This is a genomic window from Brucella sp. NBRC 113783, assembly GCF_040372265.1.
GTDB lineage: Bacteria > Pseudomonadota > Alphaproteobacteria > Rhizobiales > Rhizobiaceae > Brucella > Brucella teleogrylli.
In genome coordinates this window covers 16282-37740 of the sequence record NZ_BAABRX010000003.1, presented here as the reverse complement: position 1 = coordinate 37740, position 21459 = coordinate 16282, and the positions used below count along the sequence as shown (strand labels likewise).

Here is a 21459-nt window from a genome sequence, read left to right as displayed (position 1 = left end):
TCGGCATTAAAGACTCATTATTGCATTACAAAAATTATCCGCTATCATATTTCAATCGAAGTAATCGCATAACAATTAAATGGGAAAATGACAGTGCCAGTGATTGCGGAACTGATCGAGCTAATCGGTGCTGACGCGGTGATCGTCGATGCCGTCGAAATGGCGCATGCCACCGAAGACTGGCGCGGTCGATATAGTGGCAAGGCGCTTTGCGTTGCGCGTCCGGCGAATACGGAACAGGTGGCGGCCATCGTCGCCTGCTGTAATCGCCACGACGTTCCCGTATTGCCGCAGGGCGGCAATACGGGTCTGGTCGGCGGGTCCGTACCGGCAAAGGATGGTCCTGCTCCAGTGATCGTGAGCCTCGAACGCATGCGCCGGATTCGCAACATCGATCCTGTCAACAACACGATGGAAGTCGATGCGGGTTGCGTCCTTGCCAACATCCACACCGCGGCGACCGATGCTGGTCGTTATTATCCGGTCAGCCTTGGCGCGGAAGGCTCTTGCCAGATCGGCGGCACCATCGCCACCAATGCGGGCGGCACGTCGGTTCTGCGTTATGGCAATACCCGCGAAAACATTCTCGGCCTGGAGGCCGTCTTGCCGGATGGTTCGATCTGGTCCGATCTCAAGGCCCTGCGCAAGAACAATTCCGGCTATGATCTGAAGCATCTCTTCATCGGCTCCGAAGGCACGCTCGGCATCATCACCGCCGCTGTCCTGAAACTGCACCCGCAGCCTATCCGCCATGTCGTGGCATGGGCCGGGCTGCCCAGCGCCTATTCCGCCGTCAAGCTTCTGACCACCGTGCAGGAGCGCTACGGCGCCAAGCTTTCCGGCTATGAACTGATGAACCGCCTCCAACTCGATCTGGTGGTGGCAAACGTTCCGCAGCGCCGTTCGCCGGTCGATACGGAACATGACTGGCATTTGCTGATCGAACTGTCCGACAGTGGCGGCGAAGACGATCTCGACGCTGCGCTGGAAAACCTGCTGGGACAGGCTTTCGAGGATGGCCTTATCGAAAATGCCGTGATCGCCAGCAGCGAGGCCCAGCGCGCCGCGATGTGGGAAGTGCGCCACAGCGTTTCCGAAGCCAATAAAAAGGCAGGCGTGGGACTGACCACCGACTGCGCCGTACCGGTTGCCGCGACCGCCGAATTCATCGACCGCGCCAGCGCCGCAGTGCTTGATCTCGCACCCGATGCGTCACTCGTCATTGTGGGGCATCTCGGCGACGGCAATGTCCATTTCATTCCGTTCTTTACCTTCGACGACTGGAAAGCGCTGGAAGACCGCGACGCGCTCGCAGCCAATATCCGCCATGCCGTCAACGACGCATCCTTTGCGCTGGGCGGCACATTCAGCGCCGAACATGGCGTCGGACAGGTCTCGCTCAAGGAAATGGAGCGTTACAAGACAATCACCGATCTGGCGCTGATGCGGGCTGTGAAGTCTGCCATCGATCCAAAAGGATTGTTCAACCCTGGCCGTCTCATACCGGCAGCACGGGCGGAGCATTGAAATCGAAAGCATTTCCAGCAGAAGCGTGAAGCGGCTTTGCGTCGGATAATGCAAAAAAACAATGAGTTAGATCCGACCGTTGGTTGGTTCAGCATTTTTGAAAGGGAACGAACATGATAATCAAGAATACCACCTGGTCACGCCGCCAGTTTCTGAAAACCACCGCAGCAGGTGCAGTCGCTCTGGCCGCCCCTGCGATCTGGACGCCGTCGCAGGCCCAGAACAAGCGCATCGTCGTGCGCGATGACGGTGGCATCTACACCAAGGCTTACGGTGCCGTTTTCTACCGTCCGTTCCAGGAAGCAACCGGCATCGAAGTCGTGGGTGTTCAGGCCAACGCGGAGCCAACCGCGCAGATCCGTTCAATGGTCGAGGCCGGGTCCTACACCTGGGACATGGCGAAGATCAGCGAACCGGCCATCCTCATGCTCACTGCGGGAGACAAGAAGTATCTCGAAAAGCATGGTCTCGAAAGCGAAGCCGTCATCGCCAGCCTGCCGAAGCAGTATCTGTCGGAATACGGCGTGGGCAACAATGTTTACACCACCGTTCTTGCCTATCGTACTGATGCTTTCGAAGGACGCGAAGCGCCCAAATCCTGGGCCGACTTCTTCAATCTGGAAAAGATTGAAGGCCGTCGCGCGCTGCGCAAGCACCCGTTCGACACCATCGAACAGGCCCTGATGGCTGACGGCGTGGCCAATGCGGATGTCTATCCTTGCGATCTCGACCGCGCCTTCAAGTCGCTCGACCGCATCAAGAAGGACGTTTCGGTATTCTGGACCAGCGGCGCGCAGGTCGAGCAGATGCTGATCTCCGGCGAAGTGGACATGATCCCGACTTGGGTTTCGCGCGCGCAGTCGGCGCAGTCGGGCGGCGCTCCGGTTGAAATCGTCTGGGACCAGAACATCTGGGGCCTCGACAACTGGGCTATCCTCGCCGGAACGCCGAATGCCGACGCCTGCCGCGAATTCATCAAATTCGCTTCCGACCCGAAGCGTCAGGCGCAGCTGGTTGAATATTTCGCCGCTGGCGTTACCCAGCCAGAAGCCTTCGACATCATCGATCCGAAAGTCGCGCAAAACTGCCCGACCTTCCCGGATCACATCAAGAACGGCGTCAAGATCAATGCCCAGTATTGGTATGACAATCAGGACAAGGCCATCGAACGCTATAATAGCTGGCTCCTGAGCTAACCGGAGCAGCAGGCCCGGCATCAGCCGGGCCTGTCACTTCGAGCAGATACGATGTTCGTTCAAACAAAAATTTAGAGCGCCGATCCGGTTCAAGCCGATCGAAACGCGCTCTGGCCCAGCGGAATTGACATGTCTTCATCCAGCCTAACCATCCAGAAACTCGCCAAGCGCTATGGCGACTTCATCGCACTTGCCGAAACGGACCTTCTCGTCCCGGAAGGCGAGTTCCTGACCCTGCTCGGCCCATCGGGATCAGGCAAGACAACCCTTCTCAGCCTCATCGCGGGTCTTGCACGACCGGATAACGGCGCTGTTCTGATCGGCAATGAGGACGTGACCTACAGCGCGCCGCATCTGCGCGACATCGGCGTGGTTTTCCAGAACTACGCCCTGTTTCCGCATATGACTATTCTGGAGAACATCGCCTTTCCGCTGAAGATGCGCAAAGTGGCTGCAGAAGATGCCCGCAAGCGCGCCACCGAAGCGCTGGAAATGATCCGCCTGCCGCATATTGCGCAGCGCTATCCGAAGGAACTGTCCGGCGGCCAGCAGCAGCGCGTGGCGCTTGCCCGCTGCATGGTCTACCGTCCGTCGATCATTCTCATGGACGAACCGCTCGGCGCGCTCGACAAGAAGCTGCGCGAACACATGCAGCTTGAGATCAAGCGCATTCACCGGGAACTCGGCGCTACCATCGTTTATGTGACGCATGATCAGGAAGAAGCGATGACTATGTCGGATCGCATCTGCCTGATGAATTCCGGCAATATCGAGCAGCTCGGCACGCCTGCCGACCTCTATTTCCGTCCGAAGACTCTGTTCGTCGCCGACTTCCTCGGTGAATCGAACCTGCTGCCTGCAAAGGTCGAGAAGATCGAGGGTGATGAAGCGGTAGTCCGCATCGGCGCAAAATCCGTCGAAGCGCGCGCGCTCAGCAATGGGTCGATTGCAGCTTCGGCTTCCATCCATGTGATGATCCGCCCGCAGAACCTTTCTGTGGCGCTTGCTGACGAAAGCAATGCTTCGGCGCTCCGCGCCACCGTCACCGATGTGATGGTGACGGGCAGCCTCACCAAAATCTATATGCGCGCAGAAGACGAAAGCCTGCCCGAACTGGTTGCGGCTTTCCCCACCCGTATTTCCGGTCGCGCTTTCCAGATCGACGACGTGCTTGCACTTTCGTGGCACGGCACCGACGCGGTCACCATTGCCGGCAACGGGAAGGCCTGACCATGAGCGCGCTTCCGACCCGTACCAGCAAACCGCCAAGGCCGCTGTGGATCAAGCATTCGCTGATGATCACGCCGCTGATCGTGCTTCTGCTGGCCTTCCTCGTTTATCCCGTCGGCAAGCTGCTGTCGTTAAGCTTTATCGGTCGCGACGGATTCTCGCTCGCCGCCTATCAGCAGCTTTTCGCCTCCAGTCTTTATCTCAACGTCCTGTGGATCACGCTGAAGATTTCGCTGGCGACGACCGCACTTTCGGTCGTGCTCGGCTATCCCGTGGCCTATCTCATCTCCACCGCAGGTCCGAAAGCCAAGAGTTGGCTGATCTTCCTTGTGCTCCTGTCGTTCTGGACCAGCTTTCTAGTGCGTGCTTTCGCCTGGGTGGTGATTCTCGGTCGTAACGGCGCCATCAATCAGTTCCTGCTGGCGATTGGCGTCATCGACCGTCCGGCCAACCTGATCTACAGCCTCGGCGCAGTTCTGGTCGGCATGGTGCATGCCATGCTTCCGCTTGCCGTCATGACCATGCTGTCGGTCATGGAAAATATCGACCGCAACCTGCCGCGCGCCGCCTCCACGCTTGGAGCGCGTCCGGGTTCGGCCTTCTGGACGGTCTATTTTCCGCTATCCATGCCCGGTGTGGCGGCTGCCGCCATCATGGTCTTCGTCACCTCCATCGGCTTTTTCATCGTGCCTGCGCTTCTGGGCGGTCGCTTTGAAACCATGATCACCCAGCTCATCATCGATCAGGTACAGCAGACACTGAACTGGGGTCTGGCCGGAGCGATTTCCGTGCTGCTTCTGGTGGTCGTGCTGGCGGTCTTCGTCATCTATGACCGGATTTTCGGCTTCGAAAGCCTGACCGGCGAAACCTCGGCAATCAATGTGAACCGCGACACCGCCGCACGTCGCGCCGGTGCAAAGTTTCTCGCCATCATTGGCGATATCAGCGACAGACTGATCGCGCTCTTTCCCGGCAGCCGCAAAAGCTCCGATGCCGAAACCTCGCCCAAGTTGCTGAGCGGCTTCGTCTGGGCTCTGCTCATCATGATCAGCCTTCCAGCCATCATGATGATCCCGATCTCGTTCAGCGCCGCTGGACTGAACTGGCCGCCGTCCGGCTTCACCATGCAATGGTATGAGCAGATGTGGAACACGCCCGTCTGGTCACAAGCCCTGTGGCGTTCGCTGGTCGTGGCGTTGGGCGCAGGCATCCTGTCGATGCTGATCGGCATTCCCGCTGCCTTCCTGCTGGCCCGCGCCAATATTCGCGGCAAGGCAGCAATCCTCGCCTTCGTGCTGTCGCCCATCGTTGCGCCGCGCATCATCATCGCCGTTGGTCTGTTCTATGTCTTCGCAGAACTCGGGCTGGTCGGAACTTCACTCGGTCTCATCATTGGTCATACGGTGGTGTGTGTGCCCTATGTGGTCATGACCATGGTGGCGGTGCTGCGCAACTACGATACGCGTCTTGATCTCGCTGCCCAGAGCCTCGGCGCCAGCCCGATGAAGAGCCTTGCCTATGTCACCTTCCCGATGCTGGCGGCAGGCATGTTCTCCGCCTTCCTCTTCGCCTTCGCAACCTCGTTCGATGAACTGACCATCGCGCTGTTCTCGTCGGGCGGCCTGAATTCCACCCTGCCCAAGCAGTTCTGGGACGAAGTGACCCTTCAGGTCTCGCCGGTCATCGCTGCGGTATCGACGTGCCTCCTCGTCTTTATCTCAGTGCTGATCTTCGTGGCCGACCGCCTGCGCCAGCGCAGCATGTCCCGCTGAACCAATTATTGAATTCGCATGAAAGGACTACCCATGATCAACTCTTCCAGTCTTCGCGGCATTTTGCCTGCGCTCGTCACCCCGGTTCAAAGCGACGACACGATCGACCTGAAGGCGACCGATGCTCTGCTCGCCTGGCTGAAGCAGCAGGGCGTGGACGGTGTCGTTCCGCTTGGCGGAACGGGTGAATATGGCGCTTTGGCTCGCCGCGAGCGCAACCGCTTTGTCGAGCTTTCGGCCAAAGCGATGGAAGGAAAGGGCCCTGTCGTCGCCGGTGTGCTCGATCCCGGCTATCACGACGCCATCGCTTCGGCGAAGGACTTTGCAGCGGCTGGCGCAGACGCTCTGCTGGTGATCACGCCTTACTACACCAACCCCACGCAGGCTGGCATCCGGGACTATTTCCTTCGTTATGCGGACGAATCTCCCGTGCCGATCCTGCTCTATGAAATCCCGTATCGCACGCGCATCGCTATCGATCCGGAAGTTATTCACGAGCTGTCGCGTCACGAGCGCATCATCGGCATGAAGGCATGCAACACCGACATGTACCACTATCTGCGCGTGGTAGCGGGCATCGATGCAGCATCTTTCGCCGTACTCAGCGGAGAAGACCACCTGTTCCCGCTGCATGTTGCAGCTGGTGCAACGGGCGGCATCGTCGTGACCGCAAACCTTCTGCCGCGCGTCTGGCGCAAGATGTTTGATCTCGCCGCAGAGGGCAAGACCGCTGATGCGCTGGCGCTGCATCGCGACATGATCCCGTTGATGAATCTGGCCTTTGCGGAAACCAATCCGGGACCGATGAAGTCGGTGATGGATCTGATCGATGTCAACGCCCCCACCATGCTTGCACCACTGCGCCAGCCGAAGCCGGAATTGAGCGAAGCGCTGAAGAAGGAATATGCACGTCTTCTGGACAAGTACGAAAGATCGCCTGTCGATCTTGCTTCTTGAGCCTTTAGTTAGGCAAATACAAAGTTGAGGTCGGGTTCGCGATCCGACCTTTCGAGCGCAGGGCTTTGCGGTCCTGCGCTTTTGCAGCACATGGAAAACGAAAGAGCCGAAATGTCGATGCAGGCGGATACAGGGAAAAAATCGGGTGAAACGGGCCGCGAGGAAGCCGATCCCAAGCGCTCGTCCCTATTCGTCGGATCGACCGAAAAGACATTTCAGATTCTGCAGGTCTTCGACGGGCCGCAGCGGCAGTTGCCGCTTTCGGAAATCGCAAAGCTGGCGGGGCTGGATCGCAGCGCCGCGCAACGTCTGGTCCATACGTTGGAGACGCTTGGATTTCTGCGCCGCGTCCACAATACCCGCAACTACGCCCTGACCTCAAAGGTTCTACAGTTCGCCTATAACTATCTTTCCGCCCATGAAGTCCTCCATAAGGCAGCCCCCTATCTGTTGGAGATCAGCCGCACGGTTGGGGAAACAGCCAACCTCCAGGAACTGGACGGGACCGAAATTGTCTATGTCGGACGCTTTCCGGGCCAACATCTCGTCAATGTCGATATCATGGTCGGCAGTCGCCTGCCGGCGCTTTTCACGGCATCGGGCACGGTCATTCTGTCCCACCGTTCGCCGGAAGAACAGGAAGACGTCTTCGAACGCTCTGTACTGAAGTCGCTGACGCCCTATACGGTGACGGACAAAGGCCGCTTGAAAGCCCGCATTCAGGAGGCGGCTGAGAAGGGTTATGCGATCGTCGCCAACGAAACAGTTCTCGGCGATATTTCGGTTGCCGCAGCCGTCACCGACGAACGTGGTCGCGCTGTCGCTGCTGTCAACATCGCCGCACCGACCACGCGCTGGTCACTCGAACGCGTCGAAGCCGAATTGGCGCATCATGTTCAAGTCGCCGCCACGTCGATCTCCATGTCGAAGTTTATTCGTTAGGACAAGACGCGTCGGCTCAACCGCCTCACGCATTGGAGGCTCATCCTCCGTTATGGAATGTAACGTCTTTCCGTCTGACATGGATTGAATTTTGCCTATCGATTAACAATATTGCTCAAAATACCGGCAAAAAGAAATAGCTTGACGGAATTGCGCTAAATTCAGTAATTTCTCAGTCAAATTGTTACTTGGCATTTGGGCCCTTCTCGGAATCTGAAAATTCCGGAGGGGTTTTTTTGTTTGGCTTTCTGCATGTCTCAAAACAACAAAATTGACATCCCTGTCGGCGTCTTGTTTTCGCACTCCGGTCCTTATCAAAAGCTGGGTTACGAGGGCTATTGCGGAGCTATGGCGGCGATCAAGGCCGTCAATGATCGTGCGCTTCCGTTCAATCTCGTGCCGCGCATCGCCGACCCAAGTGGTAACCCTGACCGTTATGCGCCGCTGAGCGAAGAACTGATCTCGCAAAAGGGTGTCAAACACATCATCGGCTGCACCACATCCTGGAGCCGCAAGGAAGTCATTCCCGTTGTCGAAAAGCGCGATACACTGCTCTGGTATCCGTGCGTCTATGAGGGATTTGAGGCCAGCGACCGCGTCGTTTATGCGGCGGCCTGCGCCAATCAGCATCTTGTACCGCTGATCGACTTCATCGTTCCCCGCTTCGGCAATCGTGCCATATTGCTCGGTTCAAACTATATCTGGGGTTGGGAAACCAATCGCCTCGCCCGCGAAATGCTGAATGCCGCAGGCGGCGAGGTTCTCGGAGAGCGCGCCATTGCAATCGGCGACACGGATATCAGCCATCTCATCCGCGAAATCGAAAGCAAGAAGCCCGACTTCATCCTCAACAATCTGATCGGTGAATCGTCCTACACGTTCCTGCGCGCCTATGCAGAACTGGGCCGCAAAAACCGCGATTTCCGCACCGATGTCAGGCCGGTTCTGAGCTGCAATCTCTATGAAAGCGAGCTGGAGCATGTCGGCGATGCCGCCGCGGGCAATTATAGCGTAAGCTGTTATTTCCGCACGCTGCCGGGCGAAACCAATCGCGCCTTTCTGGAGGCCGTCAGAAGCAATGGCTTTGACGGTAGCCTATCGGCCATCTTCGCCCAGGCCTATTCCAGCGTCCTGATGATCGCCGCCGGTATTGAGCGGGCTGGCACCGACGATGTCGAAAAAGTGCTTGCCGCCGTCCAGACGCACCCCACCAGCACGCCGCTTGGCGATGTGCTGGTCGAGCCGCGAACAAACCATATCGCCCTGCCCGCGCATATCGGACGGGCCAGACAAGATTGCAGCTTTGAAATCGTGCATGAGGCCGAGGTCGCCATTCAACCGGACCCGTTCATGGCGCGAACGCATCTGCAAACATCCGCCAATCCCGGCCACCAACCCGGCTTTCTGAGGCTCGTCAAATGACTATGACAGACCCGGCCTTCACCGTCGCCAGTTGGGGCGCATTCGAAAACTGGACCGCGCTGATCGTTCATCGCCGCCACACCAATGTCGATGCGATTGTGCAGCAGTTGCGCCGCATCGGCGTGGACGCTGTGGAATGCTGGCCGGACCTGCCTGAGCACGCCGACATCTCCCGATTCAACGTCGTCTTTTTCGATGTCGATATGGGACATGACGAGCAATTTCCGTGGCCACCGCAGCAGGCGCCTGTGCCCACCGTCGCCCTGATCGGCTCGGAAGCGCCGGGCCGGATCGGCTGGGCGCTCAATCAGGGTGCCGATGCGCAGCTTCTGAAGCCGATCGGCAATGCGGGCGTCTATAGCGCTCTGGTCATCGCCATGCACAACTTTCAGCGTCGCCATGCGCTGGCAACAGAAATCGGTGAGCTGCGCGAAAGCCTTGCCGGGCGCGAAGCCATCGCACAGGCCACGGCAATCCTGATGTTCGCAGACAATATCTCCGCCAGACAGGCCTATCAGAAACTGCGCCTTGCCGCGATGGCGGAGCGCGTCAGTGTCGAAGCCTTTGCCCGGCGCTTTCTGAACGAAAAGCAGACAGGGAACGATCGTGAGCGCGCTTGACACTCTTCCGGTCGGCCAGAAAAAAGCCGAACGCGGCGTTCTTGGCCGCATCATCCGCCGACCGCTGGCCGCATTCGGCCTTGTCGTCATCGTCGTCACTGTCGCAGCCGCGCTCTTTGCGCCCTGGATCGTCCCCTTCGATCCGAACGAACAGTTCTTCGACGGGCTGACGCTGGAAGGCGCGCCGCTCGCGCCCAATCTGAAATTCTGGTTCGGCACCGACCTCGTCGGGCGCGATCTTTTCTCCCGCCTGATCTATGGTGCGCAGACATCGCTGATCATCGGCGTCGTGGCCAACGGCATTGCCGTGCTCATCGGTTCGACTGTCGGCATTTGCGCCGGGTATTTCCGTGGCTGGGTAGAAACCGTATTGATGCGCTTTACCGATCTGATGATGGCCTTCCCCGCTTTGCTGTTGGCGATTGTGCTTGCGGCAATCTTCAAGCCGAGCCTCTGGATCGTCGCAATGGTGATCGCCATGGTCAACTGGGTTCAGATTGCGCGCGTGCTCTATACGGAAACCCGATCTCTCTCGGAACGCGATTTCATCGAGGCCGAGCGCGCAATGGGTGCGGGTGCACCCCGCATCATCCTCAAGCATATCCTGCCGCATCTCTTTTCCACGATGATCGTCTGGGCAACGCTCGGTATCGCCACCACCGTTCTACTGGAGGCGACCCTGTCCTTCCTCGGCATTGGTGTGCAGCCGCCGACGGCCTCCTGGGGCAATATCATATTCGAAAACCAGACCTATTTCACGAGCGCTCCCTGGCTCGTCTTCATTCCGGGCGCGGCAATCCTGTTGCTGGCGCTGGCCTTCAACCTCGTCGGTGATGCCTTGCGCGATGTGCTCGACCCAACCCAGCAGGGACACCACTGATGCTCGCCTATATTGCCCGCCGCCTCATCCAGACTGTGATGATCCTGATCGGCATCAGCTTCGTGACCTTCATCCTGCTTTATCTGGTGCCAGCCGATCCAGCGCGCCAGATTGCCGGGCGCAGCGCCACCGCACAAACGGTCGAAAATATTCGTGAGCAGCTTGGCCTCAACCTGCCTTTCTATGAGCAATATCTGCGCTATCTGAAGGGGCTCGTTCAGGGCGATCTCGGACGCTCCTATCTGCAGAAAACCGAAGTGGCGTCGCTGATCTGGTCGCGCCTGCCCGCAAGCCTGCTGCTGATGGCCGGAGCAATCTTTTCGGAACTCGCCATCGGTCTCACCATGGGCGTCATCGCGGCCACCCGGCGCGGCAGCCGCACCGACAATGCCTTGATGATCTTTTCATTCGTCGGCGTTTCAGCACCGCAATTCGTCATCGGCATTCTGATGCTCTACGTGTTTGCGGTTAAGCTCGGCTGGTTCCCGATTGGCGGCTACGGAACGTTCATGCATCTCGTCCTGCCTTCGCTGACGCTCGGCCTTCTGGGCGCAGGCTGGTATTCGCGCATGATGCGTTCCTCGCTGCTCGACGTTCTTCGTCAGGATTATATCCGCACCGCCCGCGCCAAGGGGCTGGCACGCTGGAAAATCCTGCTGCGTCACGCAATGCCCAACGCCATCCTGCCGATCATCGCGATGATCGGCATCGACATCGGCCTGTTCATGTCGGGCATTGTCGTCGTTGAAAGCGTGTTCGGCTGGCCCGGCATCGGCCAGCTTGCCTGGCAGGCAATCCAGCGTGTCGATATTCCCATCATCATGGGCGTCACGATTGTCTCCGCTTTCGCCATCGTTCTCGGCAATCTCATCGCCGACCTCATCACTCCACTGATCGATCCGCGCATCAAGCTGCGGTGAAACCAAAAGACTCCAGAGAAAGGGACACCAATGAAAAAGACTTTTCTATCCGGCATATCGGCGCTGGCGCTTGGCCTCGCCATCTCGTTCGGCGCGCAGGCCGCCGACATCAAGCAGGGCGGCTCGATGATCGTCACCTATAAGGACGACGTTTCGACGCTCGACCCTGCCATCGGCTATGACTGGCAGAACTGGTCGATGATCAAGTCGCTGTTCGACGGCCTGATGGATTACGAGCCGGGCACCACCAATCTGCGCAAGGAAATTGCCGAAGATTACACGATCTCTGAAGACGGCAAGACCTTCACCTTCAAGCTGCGCAAGGGCGTGAAGTTCCACAATGGCCGCGAGCTGACCGCCGATGATGTGAAATATTCCATCGAGCGCGTGGTCAACCCGAAAACCCAGAGCCCCGGCGCTGGTTTCTTCGGCTCCATTCTCGGCTTTGAAGATGTATCGACGGGCAAGTCCGAGGCACTTTCCGGCATCACCGTGGTTGATCCCTACACGATCAAGTTTGAACTGAGCCGTCCCGACGCCACCTTCCTGCATGTGCTGGCGCTGAATTTCGCCCATGTCGTGCCCAAGGAAGAAGTCGAGAAATATGGCGCTGATTTCGGCAAGCATCCAGTTGGTTCCGGTGCTTTCAAGATGACCGAATGGACACTCGGCCAGCGCATCGTCTTCGAGCGTTTCAAGGACTATTACAATCCGTCGCTGCCCAAGCTCTACCAGATCACGTTTGAAGTCGGCCAGGAGCCGGTGGTTGCGCTCCTGCGTCTCCAGAACGGCGAAGTCGACATTCCGGGTGACGGCATTCCGCCTGCGAAATTCATCGAAGTCACCAAAGATCCTAAGTTCAAGGACCTGATTATTCAGGGCGGCCAGTTGCACACCGGCTACGTGACCATGAACGTCAAGATCAAGCCTTTCGACAATGTGAAGGTGCGTCAGGCCGTCAACATGGCCATCAACAAGGACCGTATCGTCCGCATCATCAACGGTCGCGCCGTTCCGGCCAATCAGCCGCTGCCGCCGTCGATGCCGGGCTATGCCAAGGACTATAAGGGCTATCCTTACGATCCTGAAAAGGCAAAAGCGTTGCTTGCCGAAGCCGGTGTGCCCGATGGTTTCGAAACCGAACTCTTCGTCGCCAATACCGATCCGCAGCCGCGCATTGCGCAGGCCATCCAGCAGGATCTGGCCGCCATCGGCATCAAGGCCTCGATCAAGTCTCTGGCGCAGGCCAATGTCATCGCGGCTGGCGGCGAGCCCGAAGGCGCACCGATGATCTGGTCCGGCGGCATGGGCTGGATTGCCGACTTCCCCGATCCGTCCAACTTCTACGGCCCGATCCTGGGTTGCAGCGGCGCGGTACAGGGTGGCTGGAACTGGTCATGGTACTGCAATGCAGAGCTGGACAAGAAGGCGCAGGAAGCTGACGCCATCGTTGACCCGGCCCGCAAGCAAGAGCGCGAAGCCATGTGGCGCGATATCTATCTGAAGATCATGGACGACGCGCCGTGGGCGCCGATCTTCAACGAGGAGCGCTTCTCGGTTCGCTCCGAACGTCTGGGCGGCCCCGACGCGATCTTCGTCGATCCTGTCCACATCCCGGTCAATTACGACGAGGTTTATGCAAAAGATGTGCAATAATTGCCATTACACCATTCATGGTCGGCATCATCATTTCGGCTGGGACAACTCGTTCCGGCCGGCTGAAACGGTTGCGCCCGGCTCGACCCTGAAATTCGAATGTCTGGACAGCGGTGCAGGCCACTATCATCGCGGCAGCACGGTCGCCGATGTGTCGACGATGGACTTTTCCAAGGTCAATCCCGTTACCGGCCCCATCTTCGTCGATGGCGCCAAGCCGGGCGATATCCTGAAAATCACCATTCACCAGTTTGAGCCTTCGGGCTTCGGCTGGACGGCAAATATTCCAGGCTTCGGTCTTCTTGCTGATGACTTCAAGGAGCCGGCGCTAGCATTGTGGAACTACAATCCCACAACGCTGGAACCAGCACTTTTCGGAGAGCATGCGCGCGTTCCGCTGAAACCGTTCGCCGGAACCATCGGCGTTGCACCGGCGGAAAAGGGCCTGCATTCGGTTGTGCCGCCGCGTCGCGTCGGCGGCAATCTCGACATTCGCGATCTCGCAGCCGGAACCACGCTTTATCTGCCGATCGAAGTCGAAGGCGCTTTGTTCTCCATTGGTGACACCCATGCGGCACAGGGCGACGGCGAAGTTTGCGGCACCGCCATCGAAAGCGCGATGAATGTCGCTCTGACGCTGGATCTCATCAAGGATACGCCACTGAAGATGCCCCGGTTCACCACGCCGGGGCCAGTGACACGGCACCTCGATACCAAGGGTTACGAAGTCACCACCGGTATCGGGTCCGATCTGTGGGAAGGCGCGAAAGCCGCCCTCTCCAACATGATCGACCTTCTTTGCCAGACGCAGAACCTCAACCCCGTGGATGCCTATATGCTCTGCTCGGCTTGCGGTGATCTGCGCATCAGCGAAATCGTCGATCAGCCGAACTGGGTCGTGTCGTTCTACTTCCCGCGTTCCGTTTTCGAATAAGGCATAAGGGGGCGGCTCCGGTCGCCCTCTTCCATCACTCAGCGAGCACAAATATGAACACGCCTTCTCCGCTTCTGCAGGTAAGAGATCTGGTGACGCAGGTTGCGACACCTGACGGTGCACGCACTGTCGTCGACCGGCTTTCCTTTGATCTGCAATCCGGGGAGACCTTGTGCATTGCCGGCGAAAGTGGCTCCGGCAAATCCATGACCGTGCTCTCGCTGATGCAGCTTTTGCCAAAGTCCTTGGCGCGCGTGACCGGTGGCACCGCCATGATGAACGGTCGCGACATTCTCAAGCTCAACGAAAACCAGATGCGTAGCGTGCGCGGGCGTCATATCGGGATGATTTTTCAGGAACCCATGACCTCGCTGAACCCGGTTCTGACCGTTGGGCGACAACTGGCGGAAGCAGTCGCCAATGAAGCTGGCCCGAATGGCAGCCTGTCCAGTGCCGCGCTGAAACAGCGTTGCAAGGACTTGCTCGATCAGGTGCAGATTTCCGATTCCAGTCGTCGTTTGCTGCAATATCCATATGAACTCTCCGGCGGCATGCGCCAGCGTGTCATGATCGCGATGGCGCTTGCCCAGAAGCCCGAAATTCTCATCGCCGATGAGCCGACAACGGCACTCGACGTGACGGTTCAGTCGCAGATCCTTGCGCTCATTCGCAAGCTGCAGGCAGAGAACGGCATCTCGGTCATTCTTATCACCCATGATATGGGCGTCGTCGCAGAAATGGCAGACCATGTTCTTGTGATGAACAAGGGCAGGCAAGTGGAGCAAGGCCCGCTTCGCGATGTCTTCCATCACCCTCGTGACGAATATACGCAGCGATTGCTCGCAGCCGTACCGCGGCTGGGCGAAATGACTGGCACCGATAAGCCGAAGCGCGCGCCAGCCGAACCAAAGGCCGAGCCAGCGCCCGCTCCATCCAGCCCTATTCTCGAAGTCGAGAATCTGGTTGTTCGCTTCGACATAAAGGGCGGTATCTTGCAGCGCCCTGTTCGGCGCGTTCATGCTGTGGAGGGCGTATCCTTTACTGTCAATCGCGGTGAAACGCTGTCACTGGTCGGTGAATCGGGCTGCGGCAAGTCCACGACGGGTAAGGCCCTGCTCAATCTGGTGCCATGGAGCGGTGATATCCGCATTGACGGCAAGAGCACAAAGGGCCTGAGCCGCACGGCGATGCGGCCAGTGCTTCGCGACATTCAAATGATCTTTCAGGATCCCTATGCTTCTCTTGATCCGCGCATGCGGGTTGGCGACCTTGTGGGTGAGCCGCTGACGATCCATGGTCTGGCATCCGGCAGTGAGCTGAAAGACCGGGTCGAATATCTCTTCCGTCGCGTCGGCATGTCTGCCGACCAGATGAAGCGCTATCCGCACGAATTCTCCGGCGGCCAACGGCAGCGCATCTGCATCGCGCGCGCTTTGTCGCTTTCACCGAAGCTGATCGTAGCGGACGAAAGCGTGGCCGCTCTCGACGTCTCCATTCAAGCGCAGGTTTTAGACCTTCTGCAGGATATCCAGAACGAGACAGGCGTGTCCTATCTTTTCATCAGCCACGACATGGCGGTTGTCGAGCAGATCAGCCACCGTGTGGCGGTGATGTATGCAGGTCGCTTTGTGGAAACCGGGACACGCTCGCAGGTGTTTGAGCATCCCGCCCATGACTATACGCGTCGGCTGATGTCGGCGGTTCCCGTAGCTGATCCAGATCGTGAGCGTCGATTGTTTGTCGCCAATGAGGGAGAGCTTCCAAGTCCCGTCAAGTCGCTCGATTATGTAGCGCCACATCTTGATTGCGTGGAGCTAGGCGGCGAACACTTCGTTTGGCGGGAAGCTGTGGCCTGATGCTGGGAGCGCCCACCCATGACATTGCTTTGGGCACTGGCTTTTAGTTGAAGCGGTCAATCAGCTCTGAAATTGACCCCAATCCCAGCTGCCCCATAGCATTGATCAATTCGGCACGCAGCAATTCAGCCATCTGTTCCGGCCCCCTGGCAACACCGGCCGCAGCGACGGCGTAAAGAAAAGGACGGCCAATAAAAACGAAATCGGCTCCGCGATCGAGTGCAGAAATGATATCGGTCCCTGAGCGGATTCCGCCATCCATTAGCACCGGGATCTGTCGTCCCACGGCTGCGCGAATTTCCGGCAACGCAGCTAATGGCGCCGGTGCCGCTTCGAACTGCCGTCCTCCATGGCTGGAAACAATCAGTGCATCCGCCCCTGTGTCGACAATTCTTCGGGCGTCGGACGGATTCAACACACCTTTGACGATGAATGTTCCTTTCCAGCGTCGCCGCAGGTCGCCCAGAATTGTCCAGTCGAGCCTGCCCGAAGTCTGGCGGGCCATCAATCGCGCCAGCGATGTGCCGGACTGCGACCCCGATGCATAGTTCGCAAAATTAGCAACTTTCGGTGACCCCGCACGCAACGTGGCAAGACACCAGGCTGGGTGGGTCGCAAAGCTGAAAATGCTTCCAAGACTGGGACGCAAGGGCAATGTAAAACCATTCGCCAAATCCCTCAGCCTTCTGCCGGGAGCCGGTATATCAACCGTGACGACAAGTTTTTTGATACCGGCAGATTCCGCACGATCAATCAGATTGTCCACGATAGACTGATCTTCGCCCACATAGAGCTGGAACCAGGCATCCGGGTTAACCTTGGTGATATCTTCAATGGTTGTCGATGCCGCCGTCGAAAGTACGTATGGAATGCCAAGCCGATAGGCAGTCGCTGCCAAGGCTATATCCGTTTTTGGCCACACAAGATCGGCAAGCCCTATCGGTGGAATACCAAAAGGCAAAGACTGTTCCGTACCAAAAAGGCGGCAGCTCGTGTCGAATTCAGTATGACCCCGCAGAACACTCGGCACGAGTTCCACGGCATTGAATGCAGCTTCGGCCCGACGCAACGCATTCTCGCGCCCGGCACCGCCATCGATAAAATCGAACGCTATGCGAGGCAGGCGCCGTTGAGCCGCCTGACGTGTGTGTGAAACGCCGATCAAACCCATGGCGCGTCCTCAAACTTCTTCTACGAGTGACGGTCGGCGGCGGCGCCACAAAGCGATGAGTGCAGGAATGGCAATCATCGCAATCCCGGCGGTCATAACACTCCCGACGAGCCAATTTGAAAAGAAGACTGAAAGTGACCCTTGGGAGATCATCAAGGACTGACGAAAGGCGTCCTCTGCTTTCTGACCGAGCACCATGGCGAGCACAAACGGAGCGATGGGGTAGTCCAGCTTCTTGAAGAGATAACCTACTACGCCGAATATCGCCAGCAACACCATATCGAATGATGCGCTCGCCACCGTATAGGCACCAATCAAACACACAAACATGATCAGCGGTGCCACGATGGCAAAACGGACCCGTAGAATGACAGCAAAGAAGGGAACCGTTGCCAGGGCGAAGATGACACCAATGACATTGCCGAGATACATTGAGGCAATCAAACCCTAGACGAAGTCCGTATTCTGGACAAACAGCATCGGACCGGGATTGAGCCCCCAGATCAACAGCCCCCCCATCATGACGGCAGCCGTCGCTGAACCTGGAATTCCAAGTGCCAGCATCGGCAATATTGCCGAGGAACCGGCGGCATGATCGGCGGTTTCCGGCGCGATGATACCTTCTGGAATACCGGTTCCGAATTTCTTTTTGCCGGAGCGTTGCGCGACACCATAGCTCATGAAGGAAGCCGCCGTTGGCCCTCCCGGTGTTATTCCCATCCAACAGCCAATGGCGAGGGAACGCAGATATGTTGCCCAATATCGCGGCAGCGTTGCAATCGTTTTGAAAACGCGACGGATTTCAAGCTTTGATTTCACGGAATCGAATTTCAGGTCTTCCTCCATCGTCAGCAACAGCTCTCCGATGCCGAAGAGGCCTATCACGGCAACTAGGAAGCTGATCCCGCGCAGCAGTTCAGAAAAGCCATAGGTCAACCGCACTTCACCTGAAACGGTATCCATTCCGACCGATGTGAGTGCAAAACCAAGCGCAATTACTGCAGCGCTCTTCAGCATCGACCCGGAACCGAACCCGATAAAGCAGGAAAAAGCGAGAAAATAGACGGCGAAATATTCCGCCGGTGAAAAGCTGAGCGCGAAGGAAGCAATCCAGCTCGATAAAACCGTGATCAGCGCCACCCCGCACAACGCACCGATACCTGCGGAGGAAAATGCATAGGTCAATGCTTCGGTAGTCTCACCGCGCTTGGCCATGGGATGACCATCGAATGTGGTTGCCACCGAAGATGGTTCGCCGGGGATGTTGAACAAGATCGATGTGGTCGATCCACCAAAGAGTGCGCCCCAGTACATACTGGTTAGCAGGATGATGGCCGAGACGGGCTCCATCGAGAATGTCAAAGGCAACAAAAGCGTCACGCCATTGGGCGCGCCCAATCCCGGCAAAACGCCGACGAGAAGCCCCATCATGACGCCTGCAATCATGAGGAATATATGATAGCCGCTAATAGCGATCGAAAAGCCGTGCAGAAGATTTTCGAAGTTTTCCATCATTTCCACCTCACAATCCGAGAAGAGGTTCGATCGGCCCCTTCAATAGCGGGATACGGAACCAGAACTCAAACATAACATAGAAAAGACCAACCGCGAGAAGAGCGATCAAAAGCGCATTCAAAGTCGAAGCCTTGGCTTGAAACCGGATAGTCAAAAACAGATAGATCAGGCCCGCGCAGTAGATGCCCAGAAGATAACTGGCAACGACCAGTCCTATGATGGGCAGGAAGAACGACAGGACATCGCGTGCGCCATCGAGTGTCAGAAAAACTCTGGCTCTATAACGCTCACGTTCGAGATAGCTCGAAATCGCGATCCCCATACCGGCGAGCCCTATTCCCCATCCAAGATAGAATGGTACATAGCCTGAGTCCGGGCCGCTGGATGTCCAGCCATAACCCAGACCGGCGGCACCGTAAGCAACGAGTACGCCTATAGCGACGAGCAGTGCTGCCACAAACATTTCGGCAGCAAAGCGCGTTAGCAATACCTTCCTGGTATCGTCCATATCGGTCTCTCCCATTTCCAGCAGACAGCGCGGCCTGAAGGCGACCGCACAAAGCTTGCCCTATTTGACAAGCCAACCTTCACGCTCAAACACCGCTCTGGCTCTCGCACTATCTTGATCGATATAAGTCTGAAGTTCAGACCCTTGCAAAAACAGATCGCCCTGCATGGTTTTCTGGAGATAGGCTTGCCATTCCGGCTTCTCGCGCACTTTCGACAGAAGATCGCGAAAATAGGCCTGTTGCTCGTTGGTTAATTTCGCTGCGGAAAAGATCGTTCGCGGAATCTCGTAGGATTGTATTTTGCTGCCCTGACTTGCACAGGTTGGAATATCTCCAAAGCCCTGCCCGTCATACACTTTGTTCGTGTCCTCAAGCTTGGCGTCTGCAAAAACGCAGATTGGCCTCACCGCCCCACCAGCCCACTGTCCCACATTTTCCGACGGGTTATTGGTATTGATGTCGATATGCCCGCCGGCCAGCTGTACAGCGGCTTCACTTCCACTCTTGAAAGGAATGTAAATGAAATTGCCGCCTGCCTCTGCCGCAATCATGCGCACGAGAATCTCATCACCGTCTTTGGACTGTGTGCCACCAGACTTCAAAGGTGCGGACTTATCTTTAGCGGCGTTCGCCACATCCTGATAGATCTTGTAGGCGCTATCTTTGTTGGCCCAGAGCAGGAAAACATCTCTGGCCATGCTGGCGACTGGTGTCAGATCGTCCATCGAATAGCCGACCCTTGCCTTCATTGGCAGCAGCCACGCATTATTGTTTCCGAACAATAGCTTATAAGGATCCTTGCCACCGGTGACACCATACATGAAGGCTTCGCTTCCAGCACCGGCTGGCTTATTCGTCACGACGACATCCACATCCGCCAAATCATACTTCTGAATTATAGACTGGATTGTGCGCGCAAACAGATCGGTCCCACCGCCCGGCCCCGCACCTGCCACGAATTCAAGATCCTGTGTCGGTTTCCATTCCGCCTGTGCGATGTCCGAAAACGACATAGCCGCGATCAATGCCAAAAATGCAGTCGAATAACGCATTCCATCCTCCCAGTGGTTTGCTTTCCATCAGTAATCCTGCTCATCCCAACAGATGAAGCAGAGGTACAATCATCCTTTTCCACGTCCCATCGACGTCGGCATTTTCAACAGTTCCGCTTTGCGTTCAGGCGACATCGAAAAGCCCAGCCCCGGAGTTTCCGGCAGAGCAATCTCACCTTCTCCCAGAGCTGTCAGTCCTTCAAAGACCCCTTTGCACAGTTCAACCGAGATCAGGTGCCATTCAACCAGACCGCCATTGGCCATGGCTGCGTGCAAATGCATATTATGAAAAGGAAATGCCCCGCCATTGTCGATTGTGGTGTTAAAAGCTTGCGCCATACCCGCGATCTTAGCGCCCATTGTATAGCCGCCACCGATACAGACATTCGGTTGCAAAACATCGACGGCCTGATGCATGAGAAGATCACGATACCGGAACAGCTGTCCCTCGTTCTGGCCCGCAGCTACCGGAATTCTAATCTTGCGGCGAAAGTCCGCCAGACTTCCAACATCGTTTCCACGCAGGGGCTCCTCGAAGAACCGAATATCGCAATCGGCAATCCGTTCTGCCAGAAGTTGCGCGTGAAATTTGTCCAAACTGCAATTGGCATCAATGAAGAGGTCGACATCGTCACCAACCGCCAGGCGCACTGCGCGAATTCTGGCCTCATCTTCGCGAATGACCGCATCAAGCGAACGACCACTATCACGACGCGCCAGCGCATGATGGCCAACGACCATTTTCAACCGTTTCTGCCCCTGCCGGGAGAGGTGAGCTGCCGCTTCCGCGAGTTCCTCCCGATCAAGCGCGGCGAAACCAAACGTTACATAGGTTTCGACCTTGCTGCGCGCACCACCCAACAGACGCCAAACCGGCATCTGCAGTTTCTTTCCCGCTATATCCCACAGTGCAATGTCGATTGCGGAGGCGACGTGACTTGCATAACCGGTTTGCCCACGAGGGCTGAGCAACCAATAAAGGCGTTCTGCCACGGCCTCACGCGACATTACAGGCATGCCGACAAGATTGGGTGCAACAAGGCTGTTGACGGCAGCGCTCACCACCTCTTCATCGGTAATCGCCGTAAAACCGTGTCCAATGGCACCGTCGGCGGTTTCAATCTCAACCACCACGGCAGACAATTCAGTCGAGCGATGAATTGCACCGATTTTCAACTCGCACGGCAGAAAGACCGGGATAGCCTCTACCCGCGCAATTGTATCGCCTGCTAAATCGCTTCTAACCAGCATATTCATGGCTTCCTCCCAAGTGCCGAGCAGTCATAATGCTCGACAACCA

At 57.3% G+C, this 21459-nt stretch carries 17 protein-coding genes and 1 pseudogene; 13 read left to right on the top strand and 5 right to left on the bottom strand.

Going from position 1 to position 21459, the window contains the following annotated elements:
* Positions 1-93: 93 nt before the first annotated feature.
* The 13 genes from ABWW11_RS10745 (at position 94) to ABWW11_RS10685 (ending at position 15912) form a co-directional block, all read left to right on the top strand.
* Positions 94-1527, top strand: a complete 1434-nt coding sequence (locus ABWW11_RS10745) for an FAD-binding oxidoreductase (protein WP_109366247.1) — start codon at positions 94-96, stop codon at positions 1525-1527.
* A gap of 113 nt (positions 1528-1640) precedes the next feature.
* Positions 1641-2723 (top strand): ABC transporter substrate-binding protein, encoded by a 1083-nt coding sequence (locus ABWW11_RS10740; protein ID WP_319080674.1) that lies wholly within the window; start codon positions 1641-1643, stop codon positions 2721-2723.
* A gap of 129 nt (positions 2724-2852) precedes the next feature.
* A complete protein-coding gene (locus tag ABWW11_RS10735; RefSeq protein ID WP_109366249.1) occupies positions 2853-3953 on the top strand; it encodes an ABC transporter ATP-binding protein in 1101 nt (366 codons plus the stop codon).
* 2 nt (positions 3954-3955) lie between these two features.
* Entirely contained in the window at positions 3956-5725 is a 1770-nt protein-coding gene (locus ABWW11_RS10730; RefSeq protein ID WP_109366250.1) for an ABC transporter permease subunit, read from the top strand.
* Positions 5726-5758: 33 nt separating this feature from the next.
* A complete protein-coding gene (gene dapA / locus ABWW11_RS10725; RefSeq protein ID WP_109366251.1) occupies positions 5759-6682 on the top strand; it encodes a 4-hydroxy-tetrahydrodipicolinate synthase in 924 nt (307 codons plus the stop codon).
* Between the two features lie 90 nt (positions 6683-6772).
* Positions 6773-7624, top strand: coding sequence for an IclR family transcriptional regulator (locus ABWW11_RS10720; RefSeq protein WP_235858921.1), 852 nt, complete (start codon positions 6773-6775; stop codon positions 7622-7624).
* A gap of 252 nt (positions 7625-7876) precedes the next feature.
* Positions 7877-9046 (top strand): transporter substrate-binding domain-containing protein, encoded by a 1170-nt coding sequence (locus tag ABWW11_RS10715; RefSeq protein ID WP_121537494.1) that lies wholly within the window; start codon positions 7877-7879, stop codon positions 9044-9046.
* A gap of 2 nt (positions 9047-9048) precedes the next feature.
* The gene (locus tag ABWW11_RS10710; RefSeq protein WP_109366253.1) at positions 9049-9666 is read left to right on the top strand and encodes an ANTAR domain-containing response regulator; all 618 of its coding nucleotides are present in this window, start codon (positions 9049-9051) and stop codon (positions 9664-9666) included.
* A gap of 49 nt (positions 9667-9715) precedes the next feature.
* The gene (locus tag ABWW11_RS10705) at positions 9716-10546 is read left to right on the top strand and encodes an ABC transporter permease (protein WP_371830809.1); all 831 of its coding nucleotides are present in this window, start codon (positions 9716-9718) and stop codon (positions 10544-10546) included.
* A complete protein-coding gene (locus ABWW11_RS10700) occupies positions 10546-11466 on the top strand; it encodes an ABC transporter permease (RefSeq protein ID WP_040129398.1) in 921 nt (306 codons plus the stop codon). The genes ABWW11_RS10705 and ABWW11_RS10700 overlap by 1 nt, the downstream gene beginning before the upstream one ends.
* Before the next feature lie 30 nt (positions 11467-11496).
* Positions 11497-13122 carry an ABC transporter substrate-binding protein gene (locus ABWW11_RS10695; protein ID WP_109366254.1) on the top strand — a complete coding sequence of 542 codons (1626 nt, stop codon included), beginning with the start codon at positions 11497-11499 and terminating at the stop codon, positions 13120-13122.
* On the top strand, positions 13112-14056 hold the full coding sequence (locus tag ABWW11_RS10690) for an acetamidase/formamidase family protein (RefSeq protein ID WP_109366255.1): 945 nt from the start codon (positions 13112-13114) through the stop codon (positions 14054-14056). The genes ABWW11_RS10695 and ABWW11_RS10690 overlap by 11 nt, the downstream gene beginning before the upstream one ends.
* Before the next feature lie 53 nt (positions 14057-14109).
* On the top strand, positions 14110-15912 hold the full coding sequence (locus ABWW11_RS10685; protein ID WP_121537490.1) for an ABC transporter ATP-binding protein: 1803 nt from the start codon (positions 14110-14112) through the stop codon (positions 15910-15912).
* Positions 15913-15955: 43 nt separating this feature from the next.
* Here the strand turns inward: ABWW11_RS10685 and ABWW11_RS10680 are convergent, their stop codons facing one another.
* The 5 genes and pseudogenes from ABWW11_RS10680 to ABWW11_RS10660 form a co-directional block, all read right to left on the bottom strand.
* Positions 15956-17083, bottom strand: a complete 1128-nt coding sequence (locus ABWW11_RS10680) for an alpha-hydroxy acid oxidase (protein ID WP_109366257.1) — start codon at positions 17081-17083, stop codon at positions 15956-15958.
* A gap of 9 nt (positions 17084-17092) precedes the next feature.
* A pseudogene (locus ABWW11_RS10675) lies at positions 17093-18595 on the bottom strand (tripartite tricarboxylate transporter permease).
* 10 nt (positions 18596-18605) lie between these two features.
* Entirely contained in the window at positions 18606-19106 is a 501-nt protein-coding gene (locus tag ABWW11_RS10670; RefSeq protein WP_167836055.1) for a tripartite tricarboxylate transporter TctB family protein, read from the bottom strand.
* A 60-nt stretch (positions 19107-19166) separates the two neighbouring features.
* Positions 19167-20159, bottom strand: coding sequence for a tripartite tricarboxylate transporter substrate binding protein (locus ABWW11_RS10665; RefSeq protein WP_109366259.1), 993 nt, complete (start codon positions 20157-20159; stop codon positions 19167-19169).
* Positions 20160-20228: 69 nt separating this feature from the next.
* Positions 20229-21416 carry a mandelate racemase/muconate lactonizing enzyme family protein gene (locus ABWW11_RS10660; protein WP_235858918.1) on the bottom strand — a complete coding sequence of 396 codons (1188 nt, stop codon included), beginning with the start codon at positions 21414-21416 and terminating at the stop codon, positions 20229-20231.
* Positions 21417-21459 lie beyond the last annotated feature (43 nt).

Coding starts and splice junctions, on each gene's coding strand:
- ABWW11_RS10715 (WP_121537494.1), top strand. CDS start 7,877: ATGTCTCAAAACAACAAAATTGACATCCCTGTCGGCGTCTTGTTTTCG.
- ABWW11_RS10695 (WP_109366254.1), top strand. CDS start 11,497: ATGAAAAAGACTTTTCTATCCGGCATATCGGCGCTGGCGCTTGGCCTC.
- ABWW11_RS10700 (WP_040129398.1), top strand. CDS start 10,546: ATGCTCGCCTATATTGCCCGCCGCCTCATCCAGACTGTGATGATCCTG.
- ABWW11_RS10680 (WP_109366257.1), bottom strand. CDS start 17,083: ATGGGTTTGATCGGCGTTTCACACACACGTCAGGCGGCTCAACGGCGC.
- ABWW11_RS10665 (WP_109366259.1), bottom strand. CDS start 20,159: ATGCGTTATTCGACTGCATTTTTGGCATTGATCGCGGCTATGTCGTTT.
- ABWW11_RS10660 (WP_235858918.1), bottom strand. CDS start 21,416: ATGAATATGCTGGTTAGAAGCGATTTAGCAGGCGATACAATTGCGCGG.
- ABWW11_RS10670 (WP_167836055.1), bottom strand. CDS start 19,106: ATGGACGATACCAGGAAGGTATTGCTAACGCGCTTTGCTGCCGAAATG.
- ABWW11_RS10720 (WP_235858921.1), top strand. CDS start 6,773: ATGGAAAACGAAAGAGCCGAAATGTCGATGCAGGCGGATACAGGGAAA.
- ABWW11_RS10690 (WP_109366255.1), top strand. CDS start 13,112: ATGTGCAATAATTGCCATTACACCATTCATGGTCGGCATCATCATTTC.
- ABWW11_RS10685 (WP_121537490.1), top strand. CDS start 14,110: ATGAACACGCCTTCTCCGCTTCTGCAGGTAAGAGATCTGGTGACGCAG.
- ABWW11_RS10710 (WP_109366253.1), top strand. CDS start 9,049: ATGACAGACCCGGCCTTCACCGTCGCCAGTTGGGGCGCATTCGAAAAC.
- dapA (WP_109366251.1), top strand. CDS start 5,759: ATGATCAACTCTTCCAGTCTTCGCGGCATTTTGCCTGCGCTCGTCACC.
- ABWW11_RS10730 (WP_109366250.1), top strand. CDS start 3,956: ATGAGCGCGCTTCCGACCCGTACCAGCAAACCGCCAAGGCCGCTGTGG.
- ABWW11_RS10735 (WP_109366249.1), top strand. CDS start 2,853: ATGTCTTCATCCAGCCTAACCATCCAGAAACTCGCCAAGCGCTATGGC.
- ABWW11_RS10740 (WP_319080674.1), top strand. CDS start 1,641: ATGATAATCAAGAATACCACCTGGTCACGCCGCCAGTTTCTGAAAACC.